The organism is Pedobacter sp. BS3, from assembly GCF_008274585.1.
Lineage (GTDB): Bacteria > Bacteroidota > Bacteroidia > Sphingobacteriales > Sphingobacteriaceae > Hufsiella_A.
Window position 1 is genome coordinate 305056 of sequence record NZ_VTRT01000005.1, and the last position, 22780, is coordinate 327835.

Sequence of the window (22780 nt, forward strand, 5' to 3'; positions counted from 1 at the left end):
AATATTTATACTTTTATATCTGTATAGACGGTTGAAGATGCGATTTGTTATGGTTAACGGGAAATTTAGTTTTTAAGTAATTGATAATGAATGAGATTTAAACTTTTACTATCCTTCTTTTTTCTTTTTCAGTTGGTTAAGGCGCAGGTTAATACAGGGCCGCGTTTAACGGGTATGGGCGGTGCTGCGGTGGCTTTACAGGATGTGTGGAGCTTACAGGCCAATGCTGCGGGTGTCGCAGGACTGAAACACGCGGCGTTATCTGCCGCTTATCAGGGCCAGTACACCAATACCGACCTGAGCACACAATCGGCTGTGTTTGTACTGCCGTACAAGGACAATGCTTTCGGGCTGAGCTTCCAGAATTATGGCTTTTCTGCTTACAGCGAACAGCGGGCCGGCCTGACTTACGCCCGTACGTTTGGCAATAAGCTGAACGCGGCGTTGAGCTTCAACTATCACCAGGTTAAAATACCGCAATATGGCAGTACCAGCGCTTTTTCGGTTGATGCGGGATTGCAGTACTGGGTGGGCGAAAAGGTGCTGCTGGGAGCGCATGTTGGTAACCCGGGACAGGCAAAGTTTGTAGACGTAGGCACTATCATACCAGTGCATATTGATTTTGGCGCTTCGTACCATTTCAATGAAAACCTGGTAATGGCCGGTGAAGTTACCAAAACGCTGAATGCTAATACCGATGTCAAGGCCGGCCTGGAATACGGTGTTGTGAATTGGCTATCGTTGCGTGGGGGAGTTTCGGTTAACCCGTTCCGTCAATATGCAGGATTTGGCGTAAATTATAATAAGTTCAGGATTGATGCGGCGGCGTCATCACATCCGGATCTGGGCTATTCACCACAGGTATCTCTCAGCTATGAGTTTTAACCGTTATTGTTTATTGTGTATCCTGTTTTTTTGCGTCGGTACTACCAGGCTGATGGCCCAGGTGGACGATGCCAATGCCGTTATAGAACCTATTATTGAATCTGTGGCCGAAAATGCGGGTGAAGATTTTGACTATTCGGAGCTTACCGAACGCCTGAATTTTTACTTTCGTAACCCTATTAATCTGAATAAGGCCAGCGAGCAGCAGTTCAGGGAACTGGTATTTTTGTCGCCATTGCAAATCAGCGCTATTATAGACCGCAGGCGAAAAACCGGCCCTTACCTAAGTGCGCTGGAGCTGCAAAGTGTTGACGGGCTTGATTTGGAAACGGTGCGTATGTTGCTGCCCTTTGTTACGGTGAACAAAACATCGCTAAACGGGCTGTCTGTTGCCGATGCGCTACATAAGTCGAGTAATGAGCTGACATTTTTATATGGCCAGGTGCTGCAAAAGCAAAAAGGATATACCATAACCGATACCAATAAGTCGCGTTATCTCGGTTCGCCGGAGCGTTACCTGGTGCGATACAGGTACCATTACGGAGAGCATTTTTCTGCATCGCTGAATATGGAAAAGGATGCCGGTGAACAGTTTTTTGCCGGGGTGCAATCCTCGGGCTTTGATTTTTATTCGGGCAATGTGGCTTATCGTGGCGATGGTGTTATTGGTAAAGCTGTTTTGGGCGATTATTCGCTGCAATTCGGGCAGGGATTAACCATGTGGTCGGGCTTGAGTTTCGGAAAGGGCGCATCCGTTGCTACGGTCCCTAAGCAGGATATCGGCTTAAAGCCTTACACATCAACCAACGAAATGCTATTTTTACGTGGTGCGGCCGTTACGCTGAACCTGAAAGCTTTGAGCGTGACGCCGTTTGTGTCGTACCGAAAATTAGACGCGTCTACCGTGAATCGCGATACCATTAACCCTGACGGGCAAACGGGTTCGTTAAACCAGATGGGTTTACACCGTACACCAACCGAGGCAGATAACCGGAATAACACTTCGCAGTTAGTGTACGGTATCAATGCCGGGTACACTATTGGTCGTCTGAACGTGGGCTCGGTTGTATATCATACCGATTATAATCGTGATTTTGCCCCCGGGAAATACCTGTACAATCAATATGACTTTACGGGAAAATCCCTGTCAAATGCCGGATTGTATTATAATTACAGCTGGCGCAACCTGTATTTTTATGGTGAGGTCGCTAAAAGCGTCGATTATGGTTCTGCCTGGTTGCAGGGCGTTTTGGCCAGCTTGTCGCCCCAGGTATCGCTGGTATTGATGTATCGCGACTACCAGAAAAATTACCAGTCGTTTTTTAACCAGGCGCTTGCCGAATCGTCGGTAGCTTACAATGAACGCGGATTTTATTCGGGATTTATCATTTCGCCCGGTTCCAAATATGAGTTTACCGGTTATGTGGATTTTTTCAGGTTCCCCTGGCTTAAATATAAGGTTGATGCGCCGTCATCGGGTTATGAAGTGTTGACCCAATTTACCTATATGCCCAATAAGCAGGTGAAAGCTTATCTGCGTTACAAGCTGGAAAATAAACAGGAAAACGATGATATTGCCAATGCGATAAACTTTTTGCAGCAGGTGCAGCGGCAAAATTACCGGTTTGATTTGCGGTATAGCATCAGCAAGGCATTCCAGTTAGGCAATCGTGTAGAGCTGATGCGCTATCATAAGGAAGACCATGCCGCCGAATGGGGTTACGTAGCTTACCAGGATTTGAGCTACAATCCAATGTTCTCTAAATTTTCAGGTAACCTGCGTTTCGCGGTGTTTGATACCCAGGGATATAATTCGCGGATATATACTTACGAGAACGATGTGCTGTATGGCTTTTCGGTTCCGGGGTTGCAGGACAGGGGAGTGCGTTTTTATATCAACGGACGTTACCGTGTTCGCCGCGGACTGGATTTCTGGGTTAAATATGCCGTAACGCAATATACTAACCGGGATGATATTGGTTCGGGACTGGATGTGATTAACGGTAATACCCGGTCTGATATTAAGCTGCAGTTACGGTATCAGTTTTAGAAGCGTTATTCTAAATCTCATATAAGGTTTAAAAAACATTTTTAATGAATGCTCCGGTTATACTTGGCGAAATACCTTTTGTCCGTATACTTGCAGCACTGGTATGCGGAATTGTGCTTGCGTTCGTATACCTACCTTCCGAAGTGGTGTTCACCCTGATTTTGTATGCTCTTTGTGGATTGATAACGGTATTTCTGTTTGTTGTGCTGCTTTACAGGCAGTTGGCCATTTACAAGAAGCGCTGGTTTGCCGGATTGCTGTTTTATATCATCACAATCATTGCGGCTTACTGCATTACGGTTAATAACAGTTTGTTGCTGAACAAGCACCATTTTCGTCGGGCCACTTTTGAAGCATTTATAGTTACCATTGTATCAGAGCCGCAGCAAAATAATGATATCCTGCGGTTTGAGTGTGACGTAAAGCAGGGTTTCGCCAAAAAGCGTTTTTACCCAACAACCGGGAAATTATTGCTGGCGCTTAAGCTCGATACTACGCAAAACGTATCGTATAATTATGGTGATAAATTACTTATTCCCGCTATCTACAACGAAGTAGAACCGCCATATAATCCCGCCGAATTTAATTTTAAGCAATACCTGGCTAATCACCAGCTTTATGACCAGGCCTTTATTAACACAAACCAGGTGAAGCTGTTACAGCATCACGCAGCTAACCCGGTAATTGAATATGCTCTCAATTTACGTAAGCAGCTGGTAGCAAAATATGCCCGCTATATTCATAATAACGATGCGCTTGCCGTGGCATCTACCCTGATTTTAGGCTACCGGGCCGATTTAAGCAAGGAAATTTTAAGCGCTTACGCCAAAACAGGAACCACTCATGTGCTTTCGGTATCGGGTATGCATGTGGGGATTGTATTTATTGTATTGCAATTTGTATTTGGTTTTATGAACCGGAACCGGCTGCTCAGGATATTACGGGCCCTGATTATCATCAGCCTGATCTGGCTTTATTCGCTGCTTACCGGATTTTCGCCGGCCGTGTGCCGGGCCGCTCTGATGTTAAGCTGTTTTGTATTAGGGAAGGCCCTTAACCGGCGAACCAATACCTACAATATGCTGGCATTATCTGCCGCCTGGCTGCTGGTGTATAACCTGTATTTCCTGGCGGATGTGGGTTTCCAGTTATCATACCTGGCTGTATCGGGATTGGTGTACTTATATCCAAAAATTTACGGTTCATGGTACATTAAAAACTGGCTTGGCGATAAAATCTGGGGATATATCAGCCTGTCGCTGGCTGCGCAGGCGGCAACCTTTCCGTTAAGCATGTATTATTTTCACCAGTTCCCGGTTTATTTTCTCATCAGCAACCTCTTTATTGTGCTGCCGGTTGCGGTGATCATGTACGCAGGCATCGCCTTTTTACTGATTCCCGGCCCCGAGATAGTGCTCAAATACCTGGGATGGTTTTTTGAGCAATGCATTGTTTTTGTAAATAACGGCCTGGTATATATCCGCGATCTGCCTTTTGCCAGTGTCAGCGCCATCTGGATAAGCACCTGGACGTATGTGCTGTTGTATGTGTTGATGGGAACGCTGACGGCGATGCTGCTGTATCACAAAAAGCGGATGGCCTACACCAGTGTTGTGCTGGTTGCATTATTGGTTCTCCATACATCCTTTACAGGATTTTATCATCGCCACAATAACCGGATCATTTTTTACAGCCTGCGAAAAAATACCGGTATCGCGTTTATGTCCGGCAAAAATGCGTATCTGTTAACTGATCTGGATAGCGCTGACAAAACCTTCCGGTTCTCTATGCAACCGGCGCTGGATTCCTGTGGCATTAAGCAAATGAAGCTGATCAGGCCTGGTGATAACCTGCGCAAACCGGACTTTTACAGTGCTTTGCACGTGGTGCAGTTTAGAGATTATAAACTTCTGCTGTGGGATAGCACCTTCAATAAAATCCGCTTTAACAAGCATTTACAGGTAAACGCGGTATTGTTGCGGGCAAAAGCACGGGTTAACCTGCCGGAACTGAAAAAACAGGTTAGTTTTGACGAGTTGTTTGTTGACGGCACTAACAGCGATTTCCAGATAAGGCGCTGGCAACAACAGGCCTCGTCAATAGCGTGTACATTACACGTGCTAAAGAAGAGTAGGGCAGTGGTGAAAGAAGGAATCTAAGGAGTTTTTAGCTTACGCGAGACAGTGCAGCTAAATTAACGTGAGTTCGGGTTAAGGCGCAGGCTCGTCCCGATTTGCAATCGGGATGCCATAAAACGGCGTTTGCAACGCCGCACTGTTGCTTAAGACAATCAAAGGCAGCTATTATCGGCGTTACAAACGCCGGAGATTTATGCGCTCGTTTTGCAAACGAGCGCAAACAGGACAATGATGCACCTGTTTTCGTTCCCGAAGTCTCGTATAGGCGTCAAGATAAGAGCTAAAAGCCCCTGCCGTCATTCCGCCCCGAGTACTCGGGGGATCCGGAATCTCCTAAATAGCAGCATAAGCGCCGCTTTACTCCCGATGTCTCGGGATGAATCAGGTTCAGGGTGACGGGGTTCCGGGCTTTTTAGCTCTGTCTGTGCTCCCACTTCACTTGCCATTTTTTTTGTCAATAACTATCTAATAATCAACAAATTGATAGCAAAACCTAAAATTAACTTGACGCCTATGCGAAGTCTCGGGACGAGGATCCCGAGGCCTCGGGAAAGCAACCGAACGAAGTGAGCTCATGAATACCACTAAAAACATAAAAAAAACAATGAATAATCTCTGTTAAACCTGTTTTGAGCAGGATTATTAATCGAATTCACGTTAATTTAAGACCCAAACTCACGTTAAATTATATTGATGAGTGAAATCAGAAATCCAATAGGTGAGAGGCTTATTAGCTTTATTTCATTTAAAGCCTTATTCGAGATAAATAATTTGTGCAAGCGGGTGAACCTTCATCAAATCCGCAATTACAATTTAAAAACATACATGCAACTATCAACGAAAGGTAATGGGCAAGTGACGTTTTTAACCTGCTTAATGCTTTTCGCATATGTTGTTCTACGGTATTGGCAGAAATATTCAGCCTTTCCGAGATTTCTTTATTGCTAAGATTTTCTTCTCTTTTAAGCATAAAAACCATCTTGCAGCGTTCTGGCAACTGATTTATACTTGAAGCTACTAATTGACTAAGCTCTTTGTGGAGTAACCAATTATCTATGGTTTCAGAATGTTGAGGACTGTGATTAACCAGGTGGTTTTGATATTTATCTGAACCCGTTTTTTGCTTTATCCATAGCCGCGTTAGGAGTTGGACTGCTAAGTGGTATCTCTCCCGAAGATGTTGCCGGGCAAATGAAAGCCGGCTTTGGGCACACGATGGAAAAAGTAGGCGTACTCATTATATTCGGAACCACTTTAGGTATGCTGCTGGAGAAAACAGGCGCAACGGTTAGTATGGCAACATACATCCTGAAAAAAGTATCCGAAAAAAATGCGCCTTTAGGTATTGCCATAACAGGATATATCATAGGCTTTCCCATATTTTGTGACAGTGGCTTTATTGTATTGAATGGGCTTAACCATTCCATAGTCAAAAGAACTCATTGGAAAATGATAATCATGGCAACATCTTTGGGAACTTCCTTATATGCAGTGCATTGCCTGGTTCCTCCACACCCCGGAATTACAGTTGCTATTGAAACAGCAGGTGGGAATTTCGGCTTAATTATCCTGATGGGTGCATTGCTGGCTATTCCGGCAGCAACTGTAGGATTATTGTATGCGTTATGGAGAGGTAAAAGAGTAGCAGACGATTACACTCCGGCAGAAGATACCGAAGCAGCAGCAACAGAACGAAAATTACCTCCTGTCGGACTATCTTTTTTACCGGTTATATTACCTGTTTTATTAATTGGCTCAGGAGCCTTTGTAAAACTATTTTCTGAACTTACAGGGAGCTCCGGTTTTACAGGTCGTATTATTTTGTTTTTGGGAGACCCCATCATCGCGTTGGGAATTGGCATCATAGTTTCTTTGTTCCTGTTGAAAAGAGCCGATAAACCCCATCTGTCACATTGGATAACAGATGGCGTAGAAAAGGCCGGGGGAATTCTTGCGATTATAGGAGCAGGAGGTATGTTTGGTGAGATACTTCAACGCTCTGGTATAGGGAGCGATTTAGGAAACCTGTTAACCGGGGCGTCTTTGGGTATTTTCTTTCCTTTCCTGATCACAGCATTCCTGAAAACAGCCCAGGGATCATCTACCGTAGCGGTAATAACGGCAGCTTCTTTGATTACGCCGCTGTTAAAAGATTTAGGCTTAAATACACCATTAGAATTGTCTCTGGCTATATTAAGTCTTGGCGCAGGAAGTATGTGTGTAAGCCATACCAACGACGCCTATTTCTGGGTGATAAACCGTTTCTCCAATTTAGGCACAGCGGCAACTTTAAAAGTATATTCAGTAGCAACGTTGTTGATGGGCCTTGTTACTCAAACGTTTATCTGGGGTATTCTGATGATTTTCGGATAGGGAAAGAGTTGACATTATTACATATATGTGGTTAGCAAGTTTTGAAAATAAAATTACCAGTTACCTAAGAAGTTGTCTAAAAAAATGAAAATATTGAAATATAGTATAGTAAGACTGCTTCTCCGCCAACTGGCAGATTGCAGTGACGCTCCTATTTTCGTCATTGCGAGGAGGTACGACGAAGCAATCTATACCCATGTAATAAATTTAGACAGTACCTGAATGGTCAATCCTGTTGTAAGGAGTTTTGACAAGATTAGAAAAAACAAATCAATAATAATAAATATATGAAAGTCAGATCAATTTTTAGCATTTTAATGATGAGTGCGGCAACCGTGGTTGCACAATCAAACAAAGATGGGTGGCAGAACCTTTTTAACGGAAAAGATTTACAGGGATTTAAGCAGCTGAATGGCAAGGCCAAATACGAGGTCAAGAACGGAGAAATAGTGGGCACTACCGTCAGCAACGAGCCCAACTCATTTCTTGCGACAGAGAAAACGTACAAAGACTTTATCCTGGAAGCGGAAGTTTTCGTTGACCCGTCCATGAATTCAGGCATCCAGATCAGGAGCTTAAGCACTCCCGGATATCAAAACGGACGCGTACATGGCTATCAGGTAGAGATCGACCCATCAGAAAGGGCATGGAGCGGGGAAATATACGATGAGGCCAGAAGAGGATGGCTATATACGATGGATGTCAACCCAAAAGGCAAAACGGCCTTTAAGAACAATCAATGGAACAAATATCGGATTGAGTGTATCGGTAACACCATCAGGACCTGGGTGAACGGGATACCCACCGCGAACCTGGTAGATGATATGACGGCAGAGGGTTTCATCGCCTTCCAAGTGCATGCAATATCAAAGGGCAAGGTCGCCGGAAAACAAATCCGCTGGAGAAATATCCGTATCAAAACAACGAACCTGAAGCCATCTCCTTTAGATGATATTTATGTGGTCAACCTCATCCCTAATAACCTGTCTGCACAGGAAAAGAAAGAAGGTTTCTATATGCTTTGGGACGGAGTTTCTACCAAAGGATGGAGAGGTGCTTACAAATCTGCATTCCCTGTTAAAGGCTGGAAGATTGAAAACGGTGTGTTAAGCGTATTGAAATCTAATGGGGGAGAATCTGTCAATGGAGGAGATATCGTTACCGAAAAAGAATTTAGTGCGTTTGAGTTAAAGTTCGACTTTAAGCTGACCGAAGGAGCCAACAGTGGCGTAAAATACTTCGTTACAGAAAAAGAAGGCAATAAAGGCTCTGCAATTGGCCTGGAGTATCAGATACTGGATGATGAAAGACACCCTGATGCGAAACTGGGCCGGGATGGAAACCGTACGTTGGCCTCATTGTACGATCTGAAAACATCTCATAAACAACCCCGATTTATCCGGAAAATAGGAGAATGGAACCAGGGAATCATCAAAGTTTCTCCAGATAATAAAGTAGAATACTGGCTGAATGGCGTTAAAGTGCTGGAATATGTAAGAGGATCTAAAGAATTCAACGATTTAGTAGCTATGAGCAAGCATAAAAGATGGGAGAATTATGGAATGGCTCCTAAAGGAAGAATCCTGTTGCAGGATCATGGCGACAACGTATCGTTCAGAAGCATAAAAATAAGAGAATTGTAAACCGCTAAATTTATATCATGGATAATTCAAGAAGGAAATTCATCAAACAATCTGCTATTGCCTCTGCCGGAGTTTATTTAGGAACAATGGGTATGAGTGCAAAAAGCTATAGCAAAATTATCGGGGCAAACGATAGGGTAAGAATCGGCGTAGTCGGTTTTTCAGACAGGTTCAGAAACTCGTTGTTCCCGTCGTTTCTCAATCATCATAAAGAACTGAATTTCGAAATAGTAGCCGTTTCTGATCTATGGAAGCTGAGAAGGGAACAAGGTCAGGGTTTTTTGGAGCAAAAACTGGGTAATAAAGTTCAGGCATTTAGAAACAACGACGAACTGTACACCATGAAAGATCTCAATGGCGTATTCATCAGTACAGCTGATTTTCAGCATGCGCTACTTACCATAGAAGCTGTTAAGGCGGGGTGTGACGCCTACGTGGAAAAGCCTTTTGCAGAAACTATGGAGGATAACAGGGCAGCCTTAAAAGCTGTTAGAGCTACAGACCGGATTGTGCAAATTGGCTCGCAGAGAAGAAGCGGATTAAATTACAAGGCTGCGGAACGATTCATCAAAGAAGGCAGGTTCGGGAATATCACCATGGTAGAGCTGACCTGGAATGTCAATCAGCCGGGAAGATGGAGAAGACCGGAGCTGGTAGCTAAATGCAGGGAAGAAGATACGGATTGGAAACGCTTTTTGCTGAACAGGCCTTTCGAGGCGTGGGATCCAAGAAAATACCTGGAATACAGATTGTTCTGGCCATATTCTTCGGGTTTGCCCGGGCAATGGATGTCGCACCAGATAGATACAGTACACTGGTTTACAGATTTGAAGCACCCGAGAAGTGTGGTAGCAAACGGAGGTGTTTACCAGTGGAAGGATGGCCGGCGTAATTGGGACACAATGACCGCTGTTTTTGATTATGGCCCGGAAAACGATATGAGCACAGGTTTCCAGGTAACGTTCAATTCCCGGATGCATAACGGAGATGAAAAACCATCGGAAATCTATTATTCCAATGGTGGAGAACTCAACCTGATTACCAATAAGGTTTCTCCGAAAGGAGGCCTTACCGAAAAAGCGGCAGCAGCAATGGGCATGAAAGCGAATCTGCTGCCGGAAGTCAATCTGACAGAAAAGGTAGAAAGAGTAGCCGCGTCAGCCAATACGGGCGCCGATGCGTTAACCTCTGCTCATGTGAGAAATTGGATGGAATGTGTCAGAAGCAGAAAGCAGCCTAATGCACCGGTAGAGGCAGGGTATAATCATTCTGTAGCCAATATCATGACTACGGCAGCTTCCAGGTCCGGCTCTAAAGCTACATTTGACAGCAAGACCCAGGAAGTAATGGTTGGCGGAAAGGTTTTTAAATGGTAGTATAGCGTGTTTGCGGGTGCGTTTGAAATTGTCACCGGCAGGTGAAGACACCAACCGGGGTAATCCACCGGAGCTGACCAAAAAGCAACGGAACACGACAATTTGAAATGCACCCTATATTTGCTGGCCCATTTTTTTATATTTAGTATCTTTTATAATATGAGTAGACGGAAATTTTTGACTCAGTCCGGGCTTTTAGCAGGTGGTCTTTTATTACACAATACGGCTTTTGCTGTACCATATCAATCCATAGAAAAAGTATTAAAGGTTGGTATTATAGGGTATGGCGACAGGGGAACCGGGATAAAATCGGTAATGGACAGCCTTCCGGAAATGTTTGATGTGGTGGCGGTTTGCGATATATTACAGTTTAGATTGGACAATGCCAAAAAGTTAAAACCTTATACTTATAAAGCACATGATTACAGAAAGCTTTTGGATGATAGGAACATAGATGTGATTGTTATAGCGACACCTTTAAGTGAACATTATCATATAGCCAAGGATGCGTTGCTTGCAGGTAAGCATGTTTATCTGGAAAAAACAATGACTTACTCTGCCCGGCAGGCCTTAGACCTGGTAGAATTGTCCAAAAAGCATGCTAAACAAATACTTCAAATAGGACATCAATACAGGTACTCTCCTTTATATTACAAGGTAAAGGAGATGATTGAAAGTGGCTATATCGGAAAAGTAACGCACGTAGATTGTCGTTGGGATAGAAACTGGAACTGGAGAAGAGCAGTTCCGGATAAATCCCTGGAAAGAAAAGTGAATTGGCGAATGTATAAAGAGTACTCCGGAGGCTTGGCCGCAGAGCTGCTTTCTCATCAAATAGACTATATCAACTGGGCTTTCAATACCAATCCGCAGGAAATATTTGCAACCGGGGGGATAGACTTTTATAAAGACGGCAGGGAAACTTTTGATAATCTTCAGGCAGTTCTACGCTATAAAGACGCCGAAATGATTGGAACCTTCGGAGCCACTTGTGCCAATAAAAAGGACGGTTATCTCTTTAAGATAAAAGGCTCTAAAGGAACGATATCCCTGCTTGTTAATGAAGGCATTTTTTATCCTGAAAAAGACACCATGGAAGCTTTACAAACCGTTGATGGAGTTACAGGAGCGACGAAAATTACATGGAACAAAGATGGAGGAATTCCGATACTCAATGAACGCACTAAAGACGGCACATGGTACGCTTTAAAGAATTTTCATCGTAGTGTAATTGAAAACAAATTACCGGACTCTAATGTAATCACAGGTGCAAAAACCGCCTTTTGTGTGGATATGATCAATCAATCTTCCTATACAGATACCATTCAGTACTGGAAGCCAGAATACAATATAAGCTAAGCGCCTGTTAAAATGTAAAAGCTAAACTAAATCTATTGTTAAGATTAAGTAATGTGGTTGGCACTAATATGCATTATTATGCTGTAGCATATAAATATAATCGCTATAATATTCTGATATCGCTGGTAATATTGTTGAAACATTTCTGAATTGTTTTAGCCATATAAATATGCAGAATCAATTAGCAGCTGCGCTCGTGTTAAGCGAGTTGTTGTTCAACAAACGAGAGTTTTTTCCAACTTTCGCTGTTTATTGAGTTTGTGCAATGAGAGGTATGTTTGCTCCGTAAAGACTTGGATAAATATCACTTTTTATTTAATTTCATTATAACTACTGCTATCAGTCATAATGGTATCTGCATTTGGCAATTTGTATTTCATCATCTAAAACCCGGTAGATTAAACGATGCTCGTCATCTATCCTTCTGGACCAGAATCCTGAATATTTATGTTTTAATGGTTCCGGTTTCCCAATATCATCAAATGGATTACGGGCAATATCCTTTAGCAGATCATTGATTTTTTTAAGCTTCTTTTTATCAGCCTGCTGCCAGTACAGATAATCTTCCCACGATTCATCTACAAATACATACTTCATCAGTTTTCTGAAAGTTCCTTTGTGAAGGATTCTTTGCTTTTGAGTTTTTCAATGGCTGCATCTAATCTAAGTTCATTTTTCCGGGAGGATAACTCATGATTAGTGGCCATAAGGGAATTGTATTCTTCTAACGACATGATCACTACACCTGAATCTTTGCCCCGGTTAATAATCAGGGTCTCAAAATTTGAGACTACTTTGTCGAAATAGGATTTAATATCTTTCCTAAAATCTGAGGCGGATGTAATCAGCATAATGTATTTTTGTACAAAAATATGTACAATTTTGGTTAGATGCAAATCAGGTGAACGTAAGTTCGGTAACAGGAGCTTCAATTATTCGGTTCTCAATCATTATCGTTATAAACAATAACGGTGTGAGATAGTGTGTTATTCTACACTTCGTTCTCCATTTTCTGCCAGATCCTGTAGGTATTGTTGAATACTCCAATTAATGCCCCAATGCTTAACGTACTCTTTCAGAGGAGGTAAGTTAACTTCGGCACGTCGCTTGTCTACATTTGCCGGGTCTTCCAAAGGACGTACATAATAAGCTCTGGTTTTTGGGTTTTGCCCAATTTGGCTTCCGTAAATTTGCTTCTTACCTTGCCTCAGTGCAACCCTATCTTCAAGTAATGCTAAGCTTGAGGCATGTGCTCTTCCGTTTTTTACGGCATCTCTCATCATAGGCAGATATTTCTCTTGTGTTGCCTGATTCGAGTGCTGAATGACAAGAAACAACGTATTGTTGCCTTCTGTTCCCACTCTATCTTTACCAAGCCAGCCATATTTGTCCAGAATAGCCTTCACTTTTATCAAATTTATGGAGTCATTGTGAGTAATCAATTGCCAGTGGGCTTTCATTTCTTTTGACTCCCAGCCATATTTCTGTGCTATTTCGTCAATCTGTTTTCTATAGGCTTGGTCTCTATAATATACAGTATCAAGTGTTGCGGTTAAAACTTCATTTAAGCTTGGTGCTGTTTTCTCCTTGTTGGCTTTTATTAACTTGAGGAGTTTTTTCCATCTCTTATCAGCGTGTAGTATTTTTAACGCGGTATCCTGGGTAGTTACATAATAGTTGATATAATAACCACTTTTTGCAATCCTTTCAAGGTTATAATATGCAGAATCTGGTTTGTTCGCCATGGCCCAGCAACGGGCAGCACTATAGCGATGGTCGATGCGCCCCAGGTTTTTGTTTGAAGCAAAGGCCTTTGAATAAGATTCAGCTGCTTTTAAGTACTCTTTATTTTGATAATATTGTTCGGCTTGCTTAACATTTTCAGAGTATGGATTTGTTTGTCCAAAAGTGTTTAATGTTAATAAGAGTAAAAGTCCAGTTAAAAAGTTGAGCCGGTTCATGTAGTTTAATATGTTAGCTAATTCTAAATATAGGTTATATATATGCAGATTTTGCCGGACAACAATGATAATTTTCTATTTTTGTTTTATGGAAGAGCAAAACAATAACCAGTTAAATATAGAGTTAGACGAGCAAACTGCTGAAGGTATTTATTCTAACCTGGCCATTATTACACATTCTAATACGGAGTTTGTATTGGATTTTATTCGTGTAATGCCGGGTGTTCCAAAAGCAAAAGTGAAATCGCGGATTGTATTAACCCCCGAACATGCCAAAAGATTGTTAGGGGCTTTGGAGGATAATATTGCCAAGTTTGAAGCGGCTAACGGGCATATCAATACGCATGAGGAGCCTCCTTTTCCGATGAATTTCGGTGGCCCGACAGCGCAGGCGTAATTCAGGCGATACACTTGTCCCGACCATTCGGGAATAGCTGTTTTTTTCCTCCGTTAATAATGTTGACAACTTTCAATAGCTTTAACGTTGACAACTTTTTAAAAGTTGTCAACGTTCCCAACAGGTGATAGCAGCATTGCCTTAACCAAAATAAACCCGGCAGCAGCGGCAGCCCCGATTGCAATGAGGGCTACAGCGGATGACGGGGCTATGGTTACCCGATGCAATGCTGCAAGTGCTTTTCAAAAAGTTATAATCTACTTTCAATGAAGGTGATAATGTGTTCTGTTTCGCCGGGTGCAAACCAGTGGTATGACGGATCGCGTTTGAACCAGGTAAGCTGGCGCTTGGCGTAACGGCGGGTATTTTGCTTGATCTGGCTGATGGCGGTATCTAAGGATATTTCGTTATTCAGGAAGCGGAACAACTCGGTGTATCCTACCGTTTGCAGGGCATTGAGCGATTGATTGGGAAGCAGGTTTTTTACTTCGTTCAGCAGTCCGTGCTGCATCATGAGGTCTACGCGTTGGTTGATGCGTTCATAAAGTAAATGCCGGTCGGTGTTTAATGCGATCTTAATGGTGTTAAAAGGGCGTTTTGAGGTTTGTTTGTTTCTGTACGATGAGAAAGGCCGTCCGCTGGTGCGGTAAACTTCAAGCGCCCGGATAATGCGTTGCGGATTGTTCAGATCGACCTGGGCGTAGTATTCCGGATCGTTTGTTTTTAGCTCTTCCTGTAAGGGGGTTAAGCCATGCTGGGTGTAAATGCTGTTAAGTTCTTTGCGGATAGCTTCGGGAGCTTTGGGTAACGCATCAAAGCCGTAACATACAGCATCAATGAACAAGCCGGAGCCTCCGGCCAAAACTACCGTGTTATTGCTGATGAACAGGTTTGCCAATGTTTCAAGTGCCTGCTGTTCAAAATCGCCGGCGGTAAACGCATGGTAAATGCTGTGTGAGTTAATGAAATGATGCTTTACCTGCTTTAATTCTTCGGGCGATGGTTTGGCCGTGCCGATGGACATTTCGCGGTAAAACTGCCTGGAATCTGCCGATATGATCTCGGTACGGAAGTGCTGCGCTACTTTAATGGCAAGCTCGGTTTTGCCGATCGCTGTGGGGCCGGCGATGACTATCAGTGTTTTGGGCGATGTACCTTCAGGCGGCTGATTCATTGATAAGCGAAAGCTCAAAAATAAGTATTCGACGCTTGGATCTTATAATTTTTTCAGCGAATCCAGGCTCCAGATCTTTTCAGCTTTGCGGCCTATAAGCCAGAATGATATAGCTAATATGGCAAAGAAGAGCGTTTTGTTGGTGTTATCCCAGAAATATTCAAAATAACGAGTGTACAGGTTAATGAGTAAAAAGGTAATGCCAAATTCGCGGGCTATGGTATCTTTATATTTCAGTCCGTACAACGTACAGGCTATGGCAATAAGCGCCGATAAGATGCCCCAGTAAAACAAATGTGATTGTTTGATCTTGAGCCAGTCTTCAATGCTGCCAAAGTTTCCGAAGATGGACAGCAGCCATAGTGAAAGAAGCAGGTAGAGCATGCCCATAACGTAGGTGAGTGTTTTAAAGGGCTCTAAACGGTTTACTTTACGGATAAGAAAACTGGATACTACCAGCAGTGCGCCAAAACAGGTAAAGCGCAGCGGGTAATTCATGCCAAGGAAATAATGGCTCCAATCTGTCTGATAACCGGTTTCTGTGCCAAACCAGCTACCCAACGAGATGAGCGCAAACGCCCATATCAGTTTGGAATTGAATTGTATGGCCAGAAAGCCGTAAACAAAAACTGATAGCAAAAACAGTATCGAGAAATGCCCGGAACCGTTATCCAGCGCTTTGCCGAGGTAGGCAATACAACTGGCTGTAAATAATACGCCCAGGAATATAACGGCCTCATTGCTGAATATTTTTTGCGGATGGTGCTTTTTCAGGTGCTGCCCGCGGTAAAATAGCCAGGCCGCCAGCAGACCGGAAATAATGCTGATGACAATATCGGGAGTATTATACAGCTTTTTGAGCCACCGGATAACAGCATCGTCGATAATTAATGAGGCAATGGCAATAACACCGCAAACTAATGCTATCCAGAAGGAATATTGTGCTAAACGCCGCCAGTCGAAGCCTTTGACCTCGTAACTGTTTTGCAGGGTTTCGGCTGTTTCTTTGGTTATTTGCCCTTGTTCCAGCCAATGGTCAATGGTTTTTGCTAAAAATTCAGCTTCCTGTTTATCCAGATTAAGTTTTTTCACCGGTTTGTGTTTATGGTGAAAATAGGTTTTTAGCAGAAAGAAAGCAAAAAGTAGGGTGAATCATTACCGATTATCACTTCCACCTGGTAGTGTGTTTATATTAAATCGTTTAAAAACTCGGATGGTGTAAGACAAGGCAGACGCTTGTTTTGATGCCTGATGAAATCCTTTTTATTGAAGGTGATAAAGGCATCGCATTTTCCCAGGGCAGAATAATATTGAAATCCGTCTTCAATATCGGTAAAAGAGGAGTTAACAGCAGCATGCAAGTCTTCATCGCGGGTTGTTAATGTTTTGATAAAGGAGAGGTATATCTTAAAGATCTGTTTACTGTTTTTATCTTTCCTGAGGAAAAAGGCAAGGGTGAAGAACGTAGCTGCAGATGTGTAACACTCAATAGCCCCGGATTCTGCAAGATGAAATAGCTCAACAACCTGTCGATAATTGCTGCGCTGCATGGCATGCTCTAAAATAACATTGGTGTCCAGGTATATTTTACGCATTGTGCTTATCTTTCAGGTATATTGCTTTTAGTTCTTCATCCGACAAGTCTTTATATTGTTTAAGAATGCCGATAAGATTGTCTGAAGCAAAATCTTCTTTTCTATCTTGTGCGATAAGTTTTTTTAAATAGGCTTCTATAATTGCAGACACGCTTGTCTGCTTTTTTGAAGCATAGGCTTTGGCGGCCTCAATGGTATTTTTATCAAACCTGAGATTGATGGTTGTTTTCATGTATGCGTGTATTTACACAAATATACGCATAGCGTTTGGTGTTGTGAGCTGAACTTATTGCTTTTTTAGCAATTTTATTCCCGGTGAGCCCCTGACAGACCAACTAACCTGCCGGGTGAGGTTTTCTAAATTTCTTAATAATTATGAATTATACGTGAGCCAGCAGCTTGAGCGAAACATCCATATCGCGTTTCAATTGTTCCCGCAATTCATCCAGGTTGTTGAAACGCATGTCGCTGCGGATAAACTGGTGAAAATAAATACGGATATCATGGCCATAAATATCGCGGTTAAATTCAAACAGGTTTACCTCGATGTTGCGGGTCATGCCGTTAATGGTTGGCCGGTGACCGATATAACCCATGCCTTTAATATCCTCATTGTCAAAGCCGGCAGCACCAGGGGCCTTGATCTTTACAGTAACGGCATAAATGCCATCGGCGGGTATGAGCTTATAGGTTTCGGGAACATGCAGGTTGGCTGTAGGGAAGCCCAGCTTACGGCCAATCTGGTCGCCTTTGATCACTTTTCCGGTTAGATGATAAGGATATCCCAGAAATTCGGCGGCCGTTTTTACATCGGCGTTGAGCAGGGCGTTGCGTATTTTGGTAGAGCTTACGGCAATGTCGTGAATATCCTGTTCAGGGATCTGCTCTACGTCAAAACCATACGTTTTTCCGTATTCCAGCAAGTCGGTAATGCTGCCTTTGCGATCTTTGCCGAAACGATGATCGTAGCCGATAACCAGGTGTTTGACGCCAATTTTATCTATCAGGATATTTTTTACATATTCTCCCGGCAGCATATTGGAGAAATCGCGGGTAAAAGGTGTAACAATGAGATGATCGATACCGGCCTGCTCCAGTAATTCTGATTTTTCAGCGATGGTTGTCAGCATTTTCAGATCGGCATTTTGCGGGTCGATGATCATCCGGGGATGTGGGAAAAAAGTGAGTATGACGCTTTCGCCGCCGGTCTGACGGGCTACTTCCTGTAACCGTGAAATAATTTTCTGGTGCCCGATGTGTACGCCGTCAAATGTCCCGATGGTGACCACTGCATTTTTAACCGGGCCAAACTCACTGATATCGTTATAGATCCTCATCGCTTTGCGGCTGCAAAATTAATGTAATTGTCCGTTTTCTTTCAACTGGCGGATATGATTAACCAGCTCCATCACCTCGAAGGCATCGTCAATATGAAAATCGCCGCTGCGGGTGCGACGTAATTTAGCAAGGTAAGCGCCATTGTGCAGGGCTTTGCCGAAATCGTGCACCAATGAGCGGATGTAAGTGCCTTTGCTGCATACCACGCGGAAATCGACTTCCGGCAGCTCAATGCGGGTAAGCTCGAATATAGTTACAGTAACCGGCCGGGTTTTCAACTCCACAGTCTCACCACGGCGTGCTTTTTCGTACAGGCGTTCGCCATCTATTTTTACTGCCGAATGTGCCGGTGGGTATTGTTCTAATTCACCGATGAAGTTGGCTGTATTTTGCCGTATGGCTTCTTCGCTAAGTGGAGAAAGGTCAAAACGGGCATCTATTTCGGTCTCCATGTCGTACGATGGGGTAGTGGCGCCCAGAATCATCGTGCCGGTATATTCTTTTTCCTGCGCCTGGTACTCGTCAATTTTTTTGGTAAATTTCCCGGTACAGATAACCAGCAGCCCGGTTGCCAGCGGATCTAAGGTACCGGCATGACCAACTTTCAGCTTAAGCGGCTTAAACGAGTTGCGTATTTTACCCACCACATCAAAGCTGGTCCAGCGATAGGGTTTGTTCACCAGTAATAATTCGCCCTCGGCAAAATGGAAGCTTCTTTCCGGTAGTTTCAATGTTAGTTTTTAGTTAAGCCCACCTCTCTCAATCTGGTATTGGGTAATGAGCATTGCGTATTGCGATGAATTTCTAAATGATCATAGATTGTGAGTACAATAGTACAGTTCCCATAATCCAACTACATAATTCCTCTTTTTGTTGTTGCTATTTCATTGGTTTAGCCTTATGCTTTCTGCTTTTGGCTATCACCTTATGCCTTAAACCTTCTACCTTTAGCCTTCTGCCTCTAAATCACCTGCAAATTATATCCCGACAGCAAAAATACCAGGATTATACCACCGATTATAATGCGATACCAGCCGAATAACCTGAATCCGCGGTTTTGTAAAAAGGTGATGAATGAGCGTATGGCGATAAGGGCTACAATAAAAGCTACCAGGTTACCGATGATCAGCAGATGCATATCCTGGCTGTTGATGGTATAGCCGTCTTTATAAAAGTCGTAGAGTTTTTTTACGGTAGCGCCAAACATGGTGGGTACGGCTAAAAAAAACGAGAATTCGGCTGCAGCTTTACGCGATAGCTTTTGCGCCATACCGCCTACAATAGTGGCGGCCGAACGGGACGTGCCGGGAATCATGGACAGGCACTGGAATAATCCGATGATGAAAGCCTGCCGGTGGCTGATCTGGCTGGTAGAATCGGATACGGGTTTGTTAAACCATTTATCTACGAACAATAATACAATACCGCCGATAACCAGGGCCAGGGCAACGCCCAGCGGACTTTCGAGCAGGGCGTCGATTTTTTTACTGAAAAGCAGGCCGAATATAACGGCGGGTATAAAGGCAATGAGCAGCTTGATATAAAAATCAATCGATTGAAAGAACCGCTTAAAATACAGTACAATAACCGATAGAATAGCGCCTAACTGGATAGCCACGGTAAACAGCTTTACAAATTCATTGCTTTGTATGCCCATCAGCGATGAGGCAATGATCATGTGCCCGGTAGATGATACCGGTAAAAATTCTGTCAGGCCCTCAATAATGGCCAGAACAATAGCTTCAATAAGATTCATGCTTATTTTTTCTCAGTATCTTTTTTGAGAATGGCAAAGAATCCAATGGCAAAACCAATAAGAACAACCAGCGGGGCCAGTACAATTTTGCGGAAGCTGTAAATGTCGGTTTCGCCGATCATAAGAATAAAACCCAGCAAAACAACGCCGATGCAAGTAAGCATCAGCCGGTAATTGGCTTTGCCAAAAATAAACTGGACTTCTTTAGTTTCGCTTGGCGAAGTATATTTTTTTTGTGCCATGTTATCTGTATAGATCGTAAATTTTTAAACGCAGGTATTTGCTCACTGCAAAGTAAGTACTTAATCCCGAAATTAATATGCCAATGCCAATAACTACAATAAACACCAGGATAAACTCATACCAGTTGCGCAGAATGAGCAATTCGGGTACTTGTTGCTGGGCAAAATACAGGGTTAGCAGCAGCAGGATGATAGCGATCAGGCCGCCCAGTAAGCCATGTAAAATGCCGTAACCGATAAAGGGCTTACGGATAAATGCTTTGGTGGCGCCCACCAGCTGCATACTTTTTATTAAAAAGCGTTGCGAGTAGATAGCCAGACGGATGGTATTATTTATGAGGGCAATGGCAATAATAAGCAGGATGGCGGCAAAGGCCAGAATAACCAGTCCGATAATTTTTATGTTCTGGTTAACCATGTCAATCAGCGATTTCTGGTAAATCACTTCCTTAACCATAGGGTTTTTAGAGAGCTGCCGGCTTAGTGTTTCTATGCTGGTATTGTTGGCATAGTCGGCTTTGAGATAAACATCAATGGACGACAGCAGCGGGTTATAGCCCAGGAACTCCACAAAGTCTTCACCGAGGTCTTTGGTAAGGTTTCGGGCTGCCAGCTCTTTACTAACGTATTGCGTTTTAAGCACGTAAGGGTTAGCATCGATCTGCTTTTGCAGGGCAAGCACATCTACCTCTTTGGCGCCATCGTTCACAATGATGTTTAGCACGATGTTTTCCTTTACATAGTTAGAAAGATTACGGGCATGAACCAGTATCAGTCCCAGTAATCCAACCATTAATAACACCAGGGCGATGCTGATAACGGTTGAAATGTATACCGTTTTGGTCTTTTTGGACGATGTGCTTAGCTCAAATTCTTCCATGCTTGCTCAGATTGATTTGCGAAAATAAAGATTTCACTTTATAAACGTAAAAAACAAATTATTAATATCAGGGGCAGGCACATTTAGCGCCTGTTTAAAAATGAAAATTTAAGATATACGGAGGGAACTGGTGGGGACACCAGCCCCAGCAGGAAGCCGGGGGCGGTGTCCCCACCGTCCATTAATTAAAGCCTGTGAAATCTTTATATGAAATTTAAACAGGCTCTTCATGTTCCCTGCTGTCATTCCGTCCCCGGTACCCGGGGAATCAGGAATAGTCTGCATAGTGGCATAAGGCGCCGCTTTCATCCCGAAGTTTTGGAACAGATCAGGTTCTTCATCAGTGGTGTGATTTAACTATGATGCATTTGTTCTGAGCCGGTATGCAAAAATTAAAACAATATTGCCTGAAAAAACATTTATTGTTTTGTAATTGATAAATTAAAATAAAGCACACTGTTATGAAAAAGAAAATTGGCTTACTATGTATTTTATGCGTTATGGGATTATCTTCTCTAACTGCATTTGCCAGCGAAAAACCTGTTTCTGTTGCCGATATGACAACCGAGCAAAAAGAAGTCCGTATTCAGCAGATTAAACAACGTGTGGAAGAGATAAAGGCTATGGATAGATCTGAACTGACAACCACTCAGCGTAAAGCGTTACGTAAAGAATTACGCTCGATGGATAAAGAAGCCAGAGCGTTAGGTTCGGGCGGTGTTTATTTATCTGTAGGAGCCATTATTATCATTATCCTGGTATTGATTCTTATTTTATAATTGGCAGATACCAGGATAAATTCAGAGGCTTGCCATTAGAGCAGGCCTCTGAATGCCCATAAGCTTAAAACCGGATACCCACCGATAATCCGGCACGCAGGTTGGCCCAGGGGCCGTCTATATGCAGCTTTGCACCATTGTCGTTAACCTCGTAACTGGTTTTTACCAAAGGGAGATCAATGTCATCTAATGATTCTTTCAGATATTGTTGTTCTTGTGGGGTTAATGATTTATTACCAACCAGGTCTCCTTTTGAAGTACCATAAGCGCCTCCAAGTATCCACCAATCTAAATAAACTATTTTTGAAAGTTTCCATTGTGCGCCAAATAAAATACCGCCGGAGAAGGCATTTATTTTACCATCCAGGTTAATAGTTTGTTTGTCGCCATTTTCATCATCATAATTATAAGGCACAGCAGCTGTAAAATGGGTGTACCGGGCGTAAGGTGCAATATAAAATCCCTGGTAATTTCCCTTGCCTAAATAGAACCGTACTTCGGGAGTAATGGTGAGATTGCTGGTTTTCAGGTTCTCGATCTGCTCTTTGGTGTCTTCATCATCTATCAGGCTCTTGAAAGTACCTTTAAACGGGATACCGCTCTTGGGCATGGTGCTGAACCCTAAGCCTACAGAGATCTTGCGGGTAAGCAGGCGCTCATACTGTACAGAAAATGTTTTCAGAGGCAGCGCCAGCACATTCATTTTAACCAGGTTCTGTTTGGATTTCACTGAATCAGCTTTTGCAGCAGACTGGGCGTAAGAGTACTGTGTGAATGCTGCAAATACGAGCATTACAGCAACAGTTTTAATGGTTGTTTTCATGTTGTATAAGT

The 22780-nt window shown here is 43.1% G+C and carries 23 protein-coding genes; 9 read left to right on the forward strand and 14 right to left on the reverse strand.

Going from position 1 to position 22780, the window contains the following annotated elements:
* Positions 1 to 90 precede the first annotated feature (90 nt).
* From FW774_RS14815 to FW774_RS14825, 3 genes are read left to right on the forward strand one after another with little or no spacing between them, the layout of a single operon-like run.
* Complete coding sequence (locus FW774_RS14815; protein WP_149348980.1) at positions 91 to 885, forward strand: hypothetical protein; 795 nt, start codon at positions 91 to 93, stop codon at positions 883 to 885.
* Positions 875 to 2935 (forward strand): ComEA family DNA-binding protein, encoded by a 2061-nt coding sequence (locus FW774_RS14820; protein WP_149348981.1) that lies wholly within the window; start codon positions 875 to 877, stop codon positions 2933 to 2935. The genes FW774_RS14815 and FW774_RS14820 overlap by 11 nt, the downstream gene beginning before the upstream one ends.
* 44 nt (positions 2936 to 2979) lie before the next feature.
* Positions 2980 to 5094 (forward strand): ComEC/Rec2 family competence protein, encoded by a 2115-nt coding sequence (locus tag FW774_RS14825; RefSeq protein WP_149348982.1) that lies wholly within the window; start codon positions 2980 to 2982, stop codon positions 5092 to 5094.
* Positions 5095 to 5818: 724 nt separating this feature from the next.
* On the opposite strand, the gene FW774_RS20920 is transcribed toward FW774_RS14825, so the two are convergent.
* Positions 5819 to 6202: a sigma-70 family RNA polymerase sigma factor gene (locus tag FW774_RS20920; protein WP_149349057.1), complete on the reverse strand. Its 384-nt coding sequence runs from the start codon at positions 6200 to 6202 to the stop codon at positions 5819 to 5821.
* Here FW774_RS20920 and FW774_RS14835 point away from each other — a divergent pair.
* The 4 genes from FW774_RS14835 (at position 6181) to FW774_RS14850 (ending at position 11824) form a co-directional block, all read left to right on the forward strand.
* On the forward strand, positions 6181 to 7446 hold the full coding sequence (locus tag FW774_RS14835; RefSeq protein WP_262714444.1) for a GntP family permease: 1266 nt from the start codon (positions 6181 to 6183) through the stop codon (positions 7444 to 7446). The two genes, FW774_RS20920 and FW774_RS14835, sit on opposite strands and share 22 nt — an antisense overlap.
* A 287-nt stretch (positions 7447 to 7733) precedes the next feature.
* Positions 7734 to 9089, forward strand: a complete 1356-nt coding sequence (locus tag FW774_RS14840; RefSeq protein WP_149348984.1) for a DUF1080 domain-containing protein — start codon at positions 7734 to 7736, stop codon at positions 9087 to 9089.
* Between the two features lie 17 nt (positions 9090 to 9106).
* On the forward strand, positions 9107 to 10465 hold the full coding sequence (locus FW774_RS14845) for a Gfo/Idh/MocA family protein (RefSeq protein ID WP_149348985.1): 1359 nt from the start codon (positions 9107 to 9109) through the stop codon (positions 10463 to 10465).
* Between the two features lie 120 nt (positions 10466 to 10585).
* Positions 10586 to 11824: a Gfo/Idh/MocA family protein gene (locus tag FW774_RS14850; RefSeq protein ID WP_242457844.1), complete on the forward strand. Its 1239-nt coding sequence runs from the start codon at positions 10586 to 10588 to the stop codon at positions 11822 to 11824.
* Between the two features lie 339 nt (positions 11825 to 12163).
* Here FW774_RS14850 and FW774_RS14855 read toward each other — a convergent pair whose 3' ends face one another.
* The 3 genes from FW774_RS14855 to FW774_RS14865 all read right to left on the reverse strand — a co-directional run bounded on the left by FW774_RS14855 (position 12164) and on the right by FW774_RS14865 (position 13785).
* Positions 12164 to 12421, reverse strand: coding sequence for a Txe/YoeB family addiction module toxin (locus tag FW774_RS14855; protein WP_149348986.1), 258 nt, complete (start codon positions 12419 to 12421; stop codon positions 12164 to 12166).
* On the reverse strand, positions 12421 to 12675 hold the full coding sequence (locus tag FW774_RS14860; protein WP_149348987.1) for a type II toxin-antitoxin system Phd/YefM family antitoxin: 255 nt from the start codon (positions 12673 to 12675) through the stop codon (positions 12421 to 12423). The genes FW774_RS14855 and FW774_RS14860 overlap by 1 nt, the downstream gene beginning before the upstream one ends.
* Before the next feature lie 135 nt (positions 12676 to 12810).
* On the reverse strand, positions 12811 to 13785 hold the full coding sequence (locus FW774_RS14865; RefSeq protein ID WP_149348988.1) for a DUF6624 domain-containing protein: 975 nt from the start codon (positions 13783 to 13785) through the stop codon (positions 12811 to 12813).
* Positions 13786 to 13873: 88 nt separating this feature from the next.
* Between FW774_RS14865 and FW774_RS14870 the strand changes: the two genes are divergently transcribed.
* Positions 13874 to 14182 carry a DUF3467 domain-containing protein gene (locus FW774_RS14870; RefSeq protein WP_149348989.1) on the forward strand — a complete coding sequence of 103 codons (309 nt, stop codon included), beginning with the start codon at positions 13874 to 13876 and terminating at the stop codon, positions 14180 to 14182.
* A gap of 250 nt (positions 14183 to 14432) precedes the next feature.
* On the opposite strand, the gene miaA is transcribed toward FW774_RS14870, so the two are convergent.
* The 9 genes from miaA to FW774_RS14915 all read right to left on the reverse strand — a co-directional run bounded on the left by miaA (position 14433) and on the right by FW774_RS14915 (position 21167).
* On the reverse strand, positions 14433 to 15356 hold the full coding sequence (gene miaA, locus FW774_RS14875) for a tRNA (adenosine(37)-N6)-dimethylallyltransferase MiaA (protein WP_149348990.1): 924 nt from the start codon (positions 15354 to 15356) through the stop codon (positions 14433 to 14435).
* A gap of 42 nt (positions 15357 to 15398) precedes the next feature.
* Positions 15399 to 16448 carry a DUF2157 domain-containing protein gene (locus FW774_RS14880; protein ID WP_149348991.1) on the reverse strand — a complete coding sequence of 350 codons (1050 nt, stop codon included), beginning with the start codon at positions 16446 to 16448 and terminating at the stop codon, positions 15399 to 15401.
* A gap of 95 nt (positions 16449 to 16543) precedes the next feature.
* Positions 16544 to 16951, reverse strand: coding sequence for a type II toxin-antitoxin system VapC family toxin (locus FW774_RS14885; RefSeq protein ID WP_149348992.1), 408 nt, complete (start codon positions 16949 to 16951; stop codon positions 16544 to 16546).
* Entirely contained in the window at positions 16944 to 17183 is a 240-nt protein-coding gene (locus FW774_RS14890; protein WP_149348993.1) for a DUF6364 family protein, read from the reverse strand. Before FW774_RS14890 ends, FW774_RS14885 begins: the two co-directional genes overlap by 8 nt.
* Before the next feature lie 148 nt (positions 17184 to 17331).
* Positions 17332 to 18288 (reverse strand): bifunctional riboflavin kinase/FAD synthetase, encoded by a 957-nt coding sequence (locus FW774_RS14895; RefSeq protein WP_149348994.1) that lies wholly within the window; start codon positions 18286 to 18288, stop codon positions 17332 to 17334.
* A gap of 18 nt (positions 18289 to 18306) precedes the next feature.
* Positions 18307 to 19020 (reverse strand): tRNA pseudouridine(55) synthase TruB, encoded by a 714-nt coding sequence (gene truB / locus FW774_RS14900; protein WP_149348995.1) that lies wholly within the window; start codon positions 19018 to 19020, stop codon positions 18307 to 18309.
* A 230-nt stretch (positions 19021 to 19250) separates the two neighbouring features.
* Complete coding sequence (locus FW774_RS14905; protein ID WP_149348996.1) at positions 19251 to 20045, reverse strand: undecaprenyl-diphosphate phosphatase; 795 nt, start codon at positions 20043 to 20045, stop codon at positions 19251 to 19253.
* A gap of 2 nt (positions 20046 to 20047) precedes the next feature.
* Positions 20048 to 20287: a DUF3098 domain-containing protein gene (locus FW774_RS14910; RefSeq protein WP_149348997.1), complete on the reverse strand. Its 240-nt coding sequence runs from the start codon at positions 20285 to 20287 to the stop codon at positions 20048 to 20050.
* 1 nt (position 20288) lies between these two features.
* Positions 20289 to 21167: a cell division protein FtsX gene (locus FW774_RS14915; protein ID WP_149348998.1), complete on the reverse strand. Its 879-nt coding sequence runs from the start codon at positions 21165 to 21167 to the stop codon at positions 20289 to 20291.
* A gap of 461 nt (positions 21168 to 21628) precedes the next feature.
* Between FW774_RS14915 and FW774_RS14920 the strand changes: the two genes are divergently transcribed.
* On the forward strand, positions 21629 to 21946 hold the full coding sequence (locus FW774_RS14920) for a hypothetical protein (RefSeq protein ID WP_149348999.1): 318 nt from the start codon (positions 21629 to 21631) through the stop codon (positions 21944 to 21946).
* Positions 21947 to 22010: 64 nt separating this feature from the next.
* Here the strand turns inward: FW774_RS14920 and FW774_RS14925 are convergent, their stop codons facing one another.
* Positions 22011 to 22769 (reverse strand): DUF3575 domain-containing protein, encoded by a 759-nt coding sequence (locus FW774_RS14925; RefSeq protein ID WP_242457845.1) that lies wholly within the window; start codon positions 22767 to 22769, stop codon positions 22011 to 22013.
* Positions 22770 to 22780: the final 11 nt, after the last annotated feature.

Excerpts from the sequence above, each read along its gene's own strand:
- FW774_RS14825 (WP_149348982.1), top strand. The coding sequence starts at position 2,980 with ATGAATGCTCCGGTTATACTTGGCGAAATACCTTTTGTCCGTATACTT.
- FW774_RS14890 (WP_149348993.1), bottom strand. The coding sequence starts at position 17,183 with ATGAAAACAACCATCAATCTCAGGTTTGATAAAAATACCATTGAGGCC.
- FW774_RS14845 (WP_149348985.1), top strand. The coding sequence starts at position 9,107 with ATGGATAATTCAAGAAGGAAATTCATCAAACAATCTGCTATTGCCTCT.
- FW774_RS14925 (WP_242457845.1), bottom strand. The coding sequence starts at position 22,769 with ATGAAAACAACCATTAAAACTGTTGCTGTAATGCTCGTATTTGCAGCA.
- FW774_RS14895 (WP_149348994.1), bottom strand. The coding sequence starts at position 18,288 with ATGAGGATCTATAACGATATCAGTGAGTTTGGCCCGGTTAAAAATGCA.
- FW774_RS14920 (WP_149348999.1), top strand. The coding sequence starts at position 21,629 with ATGAAAAAGAAAATTGGCTTACTATGTATTTTATGCGTTATGGGATTA.
- FW774_RS14840 (WP_149348984.1), top strand. The coding sequence starts at position 7,734 with ATGAAAGTCAGATCAATTTTTAGCATTTTAATGATGAGTGCGGCAACC.
- FW774_RS14915 (WP_149348998.1), bottom strand. The coding sequence starts at position 21,167 with ATGGAAGAATTTGAGCTAAGCACATCGTCCAAAAAGACCAAAACGGTA.
- FW774_RS14860 (WP_149348987.1), bottom strand. The coding sequence starts at position 12,675 with ATGCTGATTACATCCGCCTCAGATTTTAGGAAAGATATTAAATCCTAT.
- miaA (WP_149348990.1), bottom strand. The coding sequence starts at position 15,356 with ATGAATCAGCCGCCTGAAGGTACATCGCCCAAAACACTGATAGTCATC.
- FW774_RS14905 (WP_149348996.1), bottom strand. The coding sequence starts at position 20,045 with ATGAATCTTATTGAAGCTATTGTTCTGGCCATTATTGAGGGCCTGACA.
- FW774_RS14885 (WP_149348992.1), bottom strand. The coding sequence starts at position 16,951 with ATGCGTAAAATATACCTGGACACCAATGTTATTTTAGAGCATGCCATG.
- FW774_RS14865 (WP_149348988.1), bottom strand. The coding sequence starts at position 13,785 with ATGAACCGGCTCAACTTTTTAACTGGACTTTTACTCTTATTAACATTA.
- FW774_RS14855 (WP_149348986.1), bottom strand. The coding sequence starts at position 12,421 with ATGAAGTATGTATTTGTAGATGAATCGTGGGAAGATTATCTGTACTGG.
- FW774_RS14815 (WP_149348980.1), top strand. The coding sequence starts at position 91 with ATGAGATTTAAACTTTTACTATCCTTCTTTTTTCTTTTTCAGTTGGTT.
- FW774_RS14870 (WP_149348989.1), top strand. The coding sequence starts at position 13,874 with ATGGAAGAGCAAAACAATAACCAGTTAAATATAGAGTTAGACGAGCAA.
- FW774_RS14910 (WP_149348997.1), bottom strand. The coding sequence starts at position 20,287 with ATGGCACAAAAAAAATATACTTCGCCAAGCGAAACTAAAGAAGTCCAG.
- FW774_RS14820 (WP_149348981.1), top strand. The coding sequence starts at position 875 with ATGAGTTTTAACCGTTATTGTTTATTGTGTATCCTGTTTTTTTGCGTC.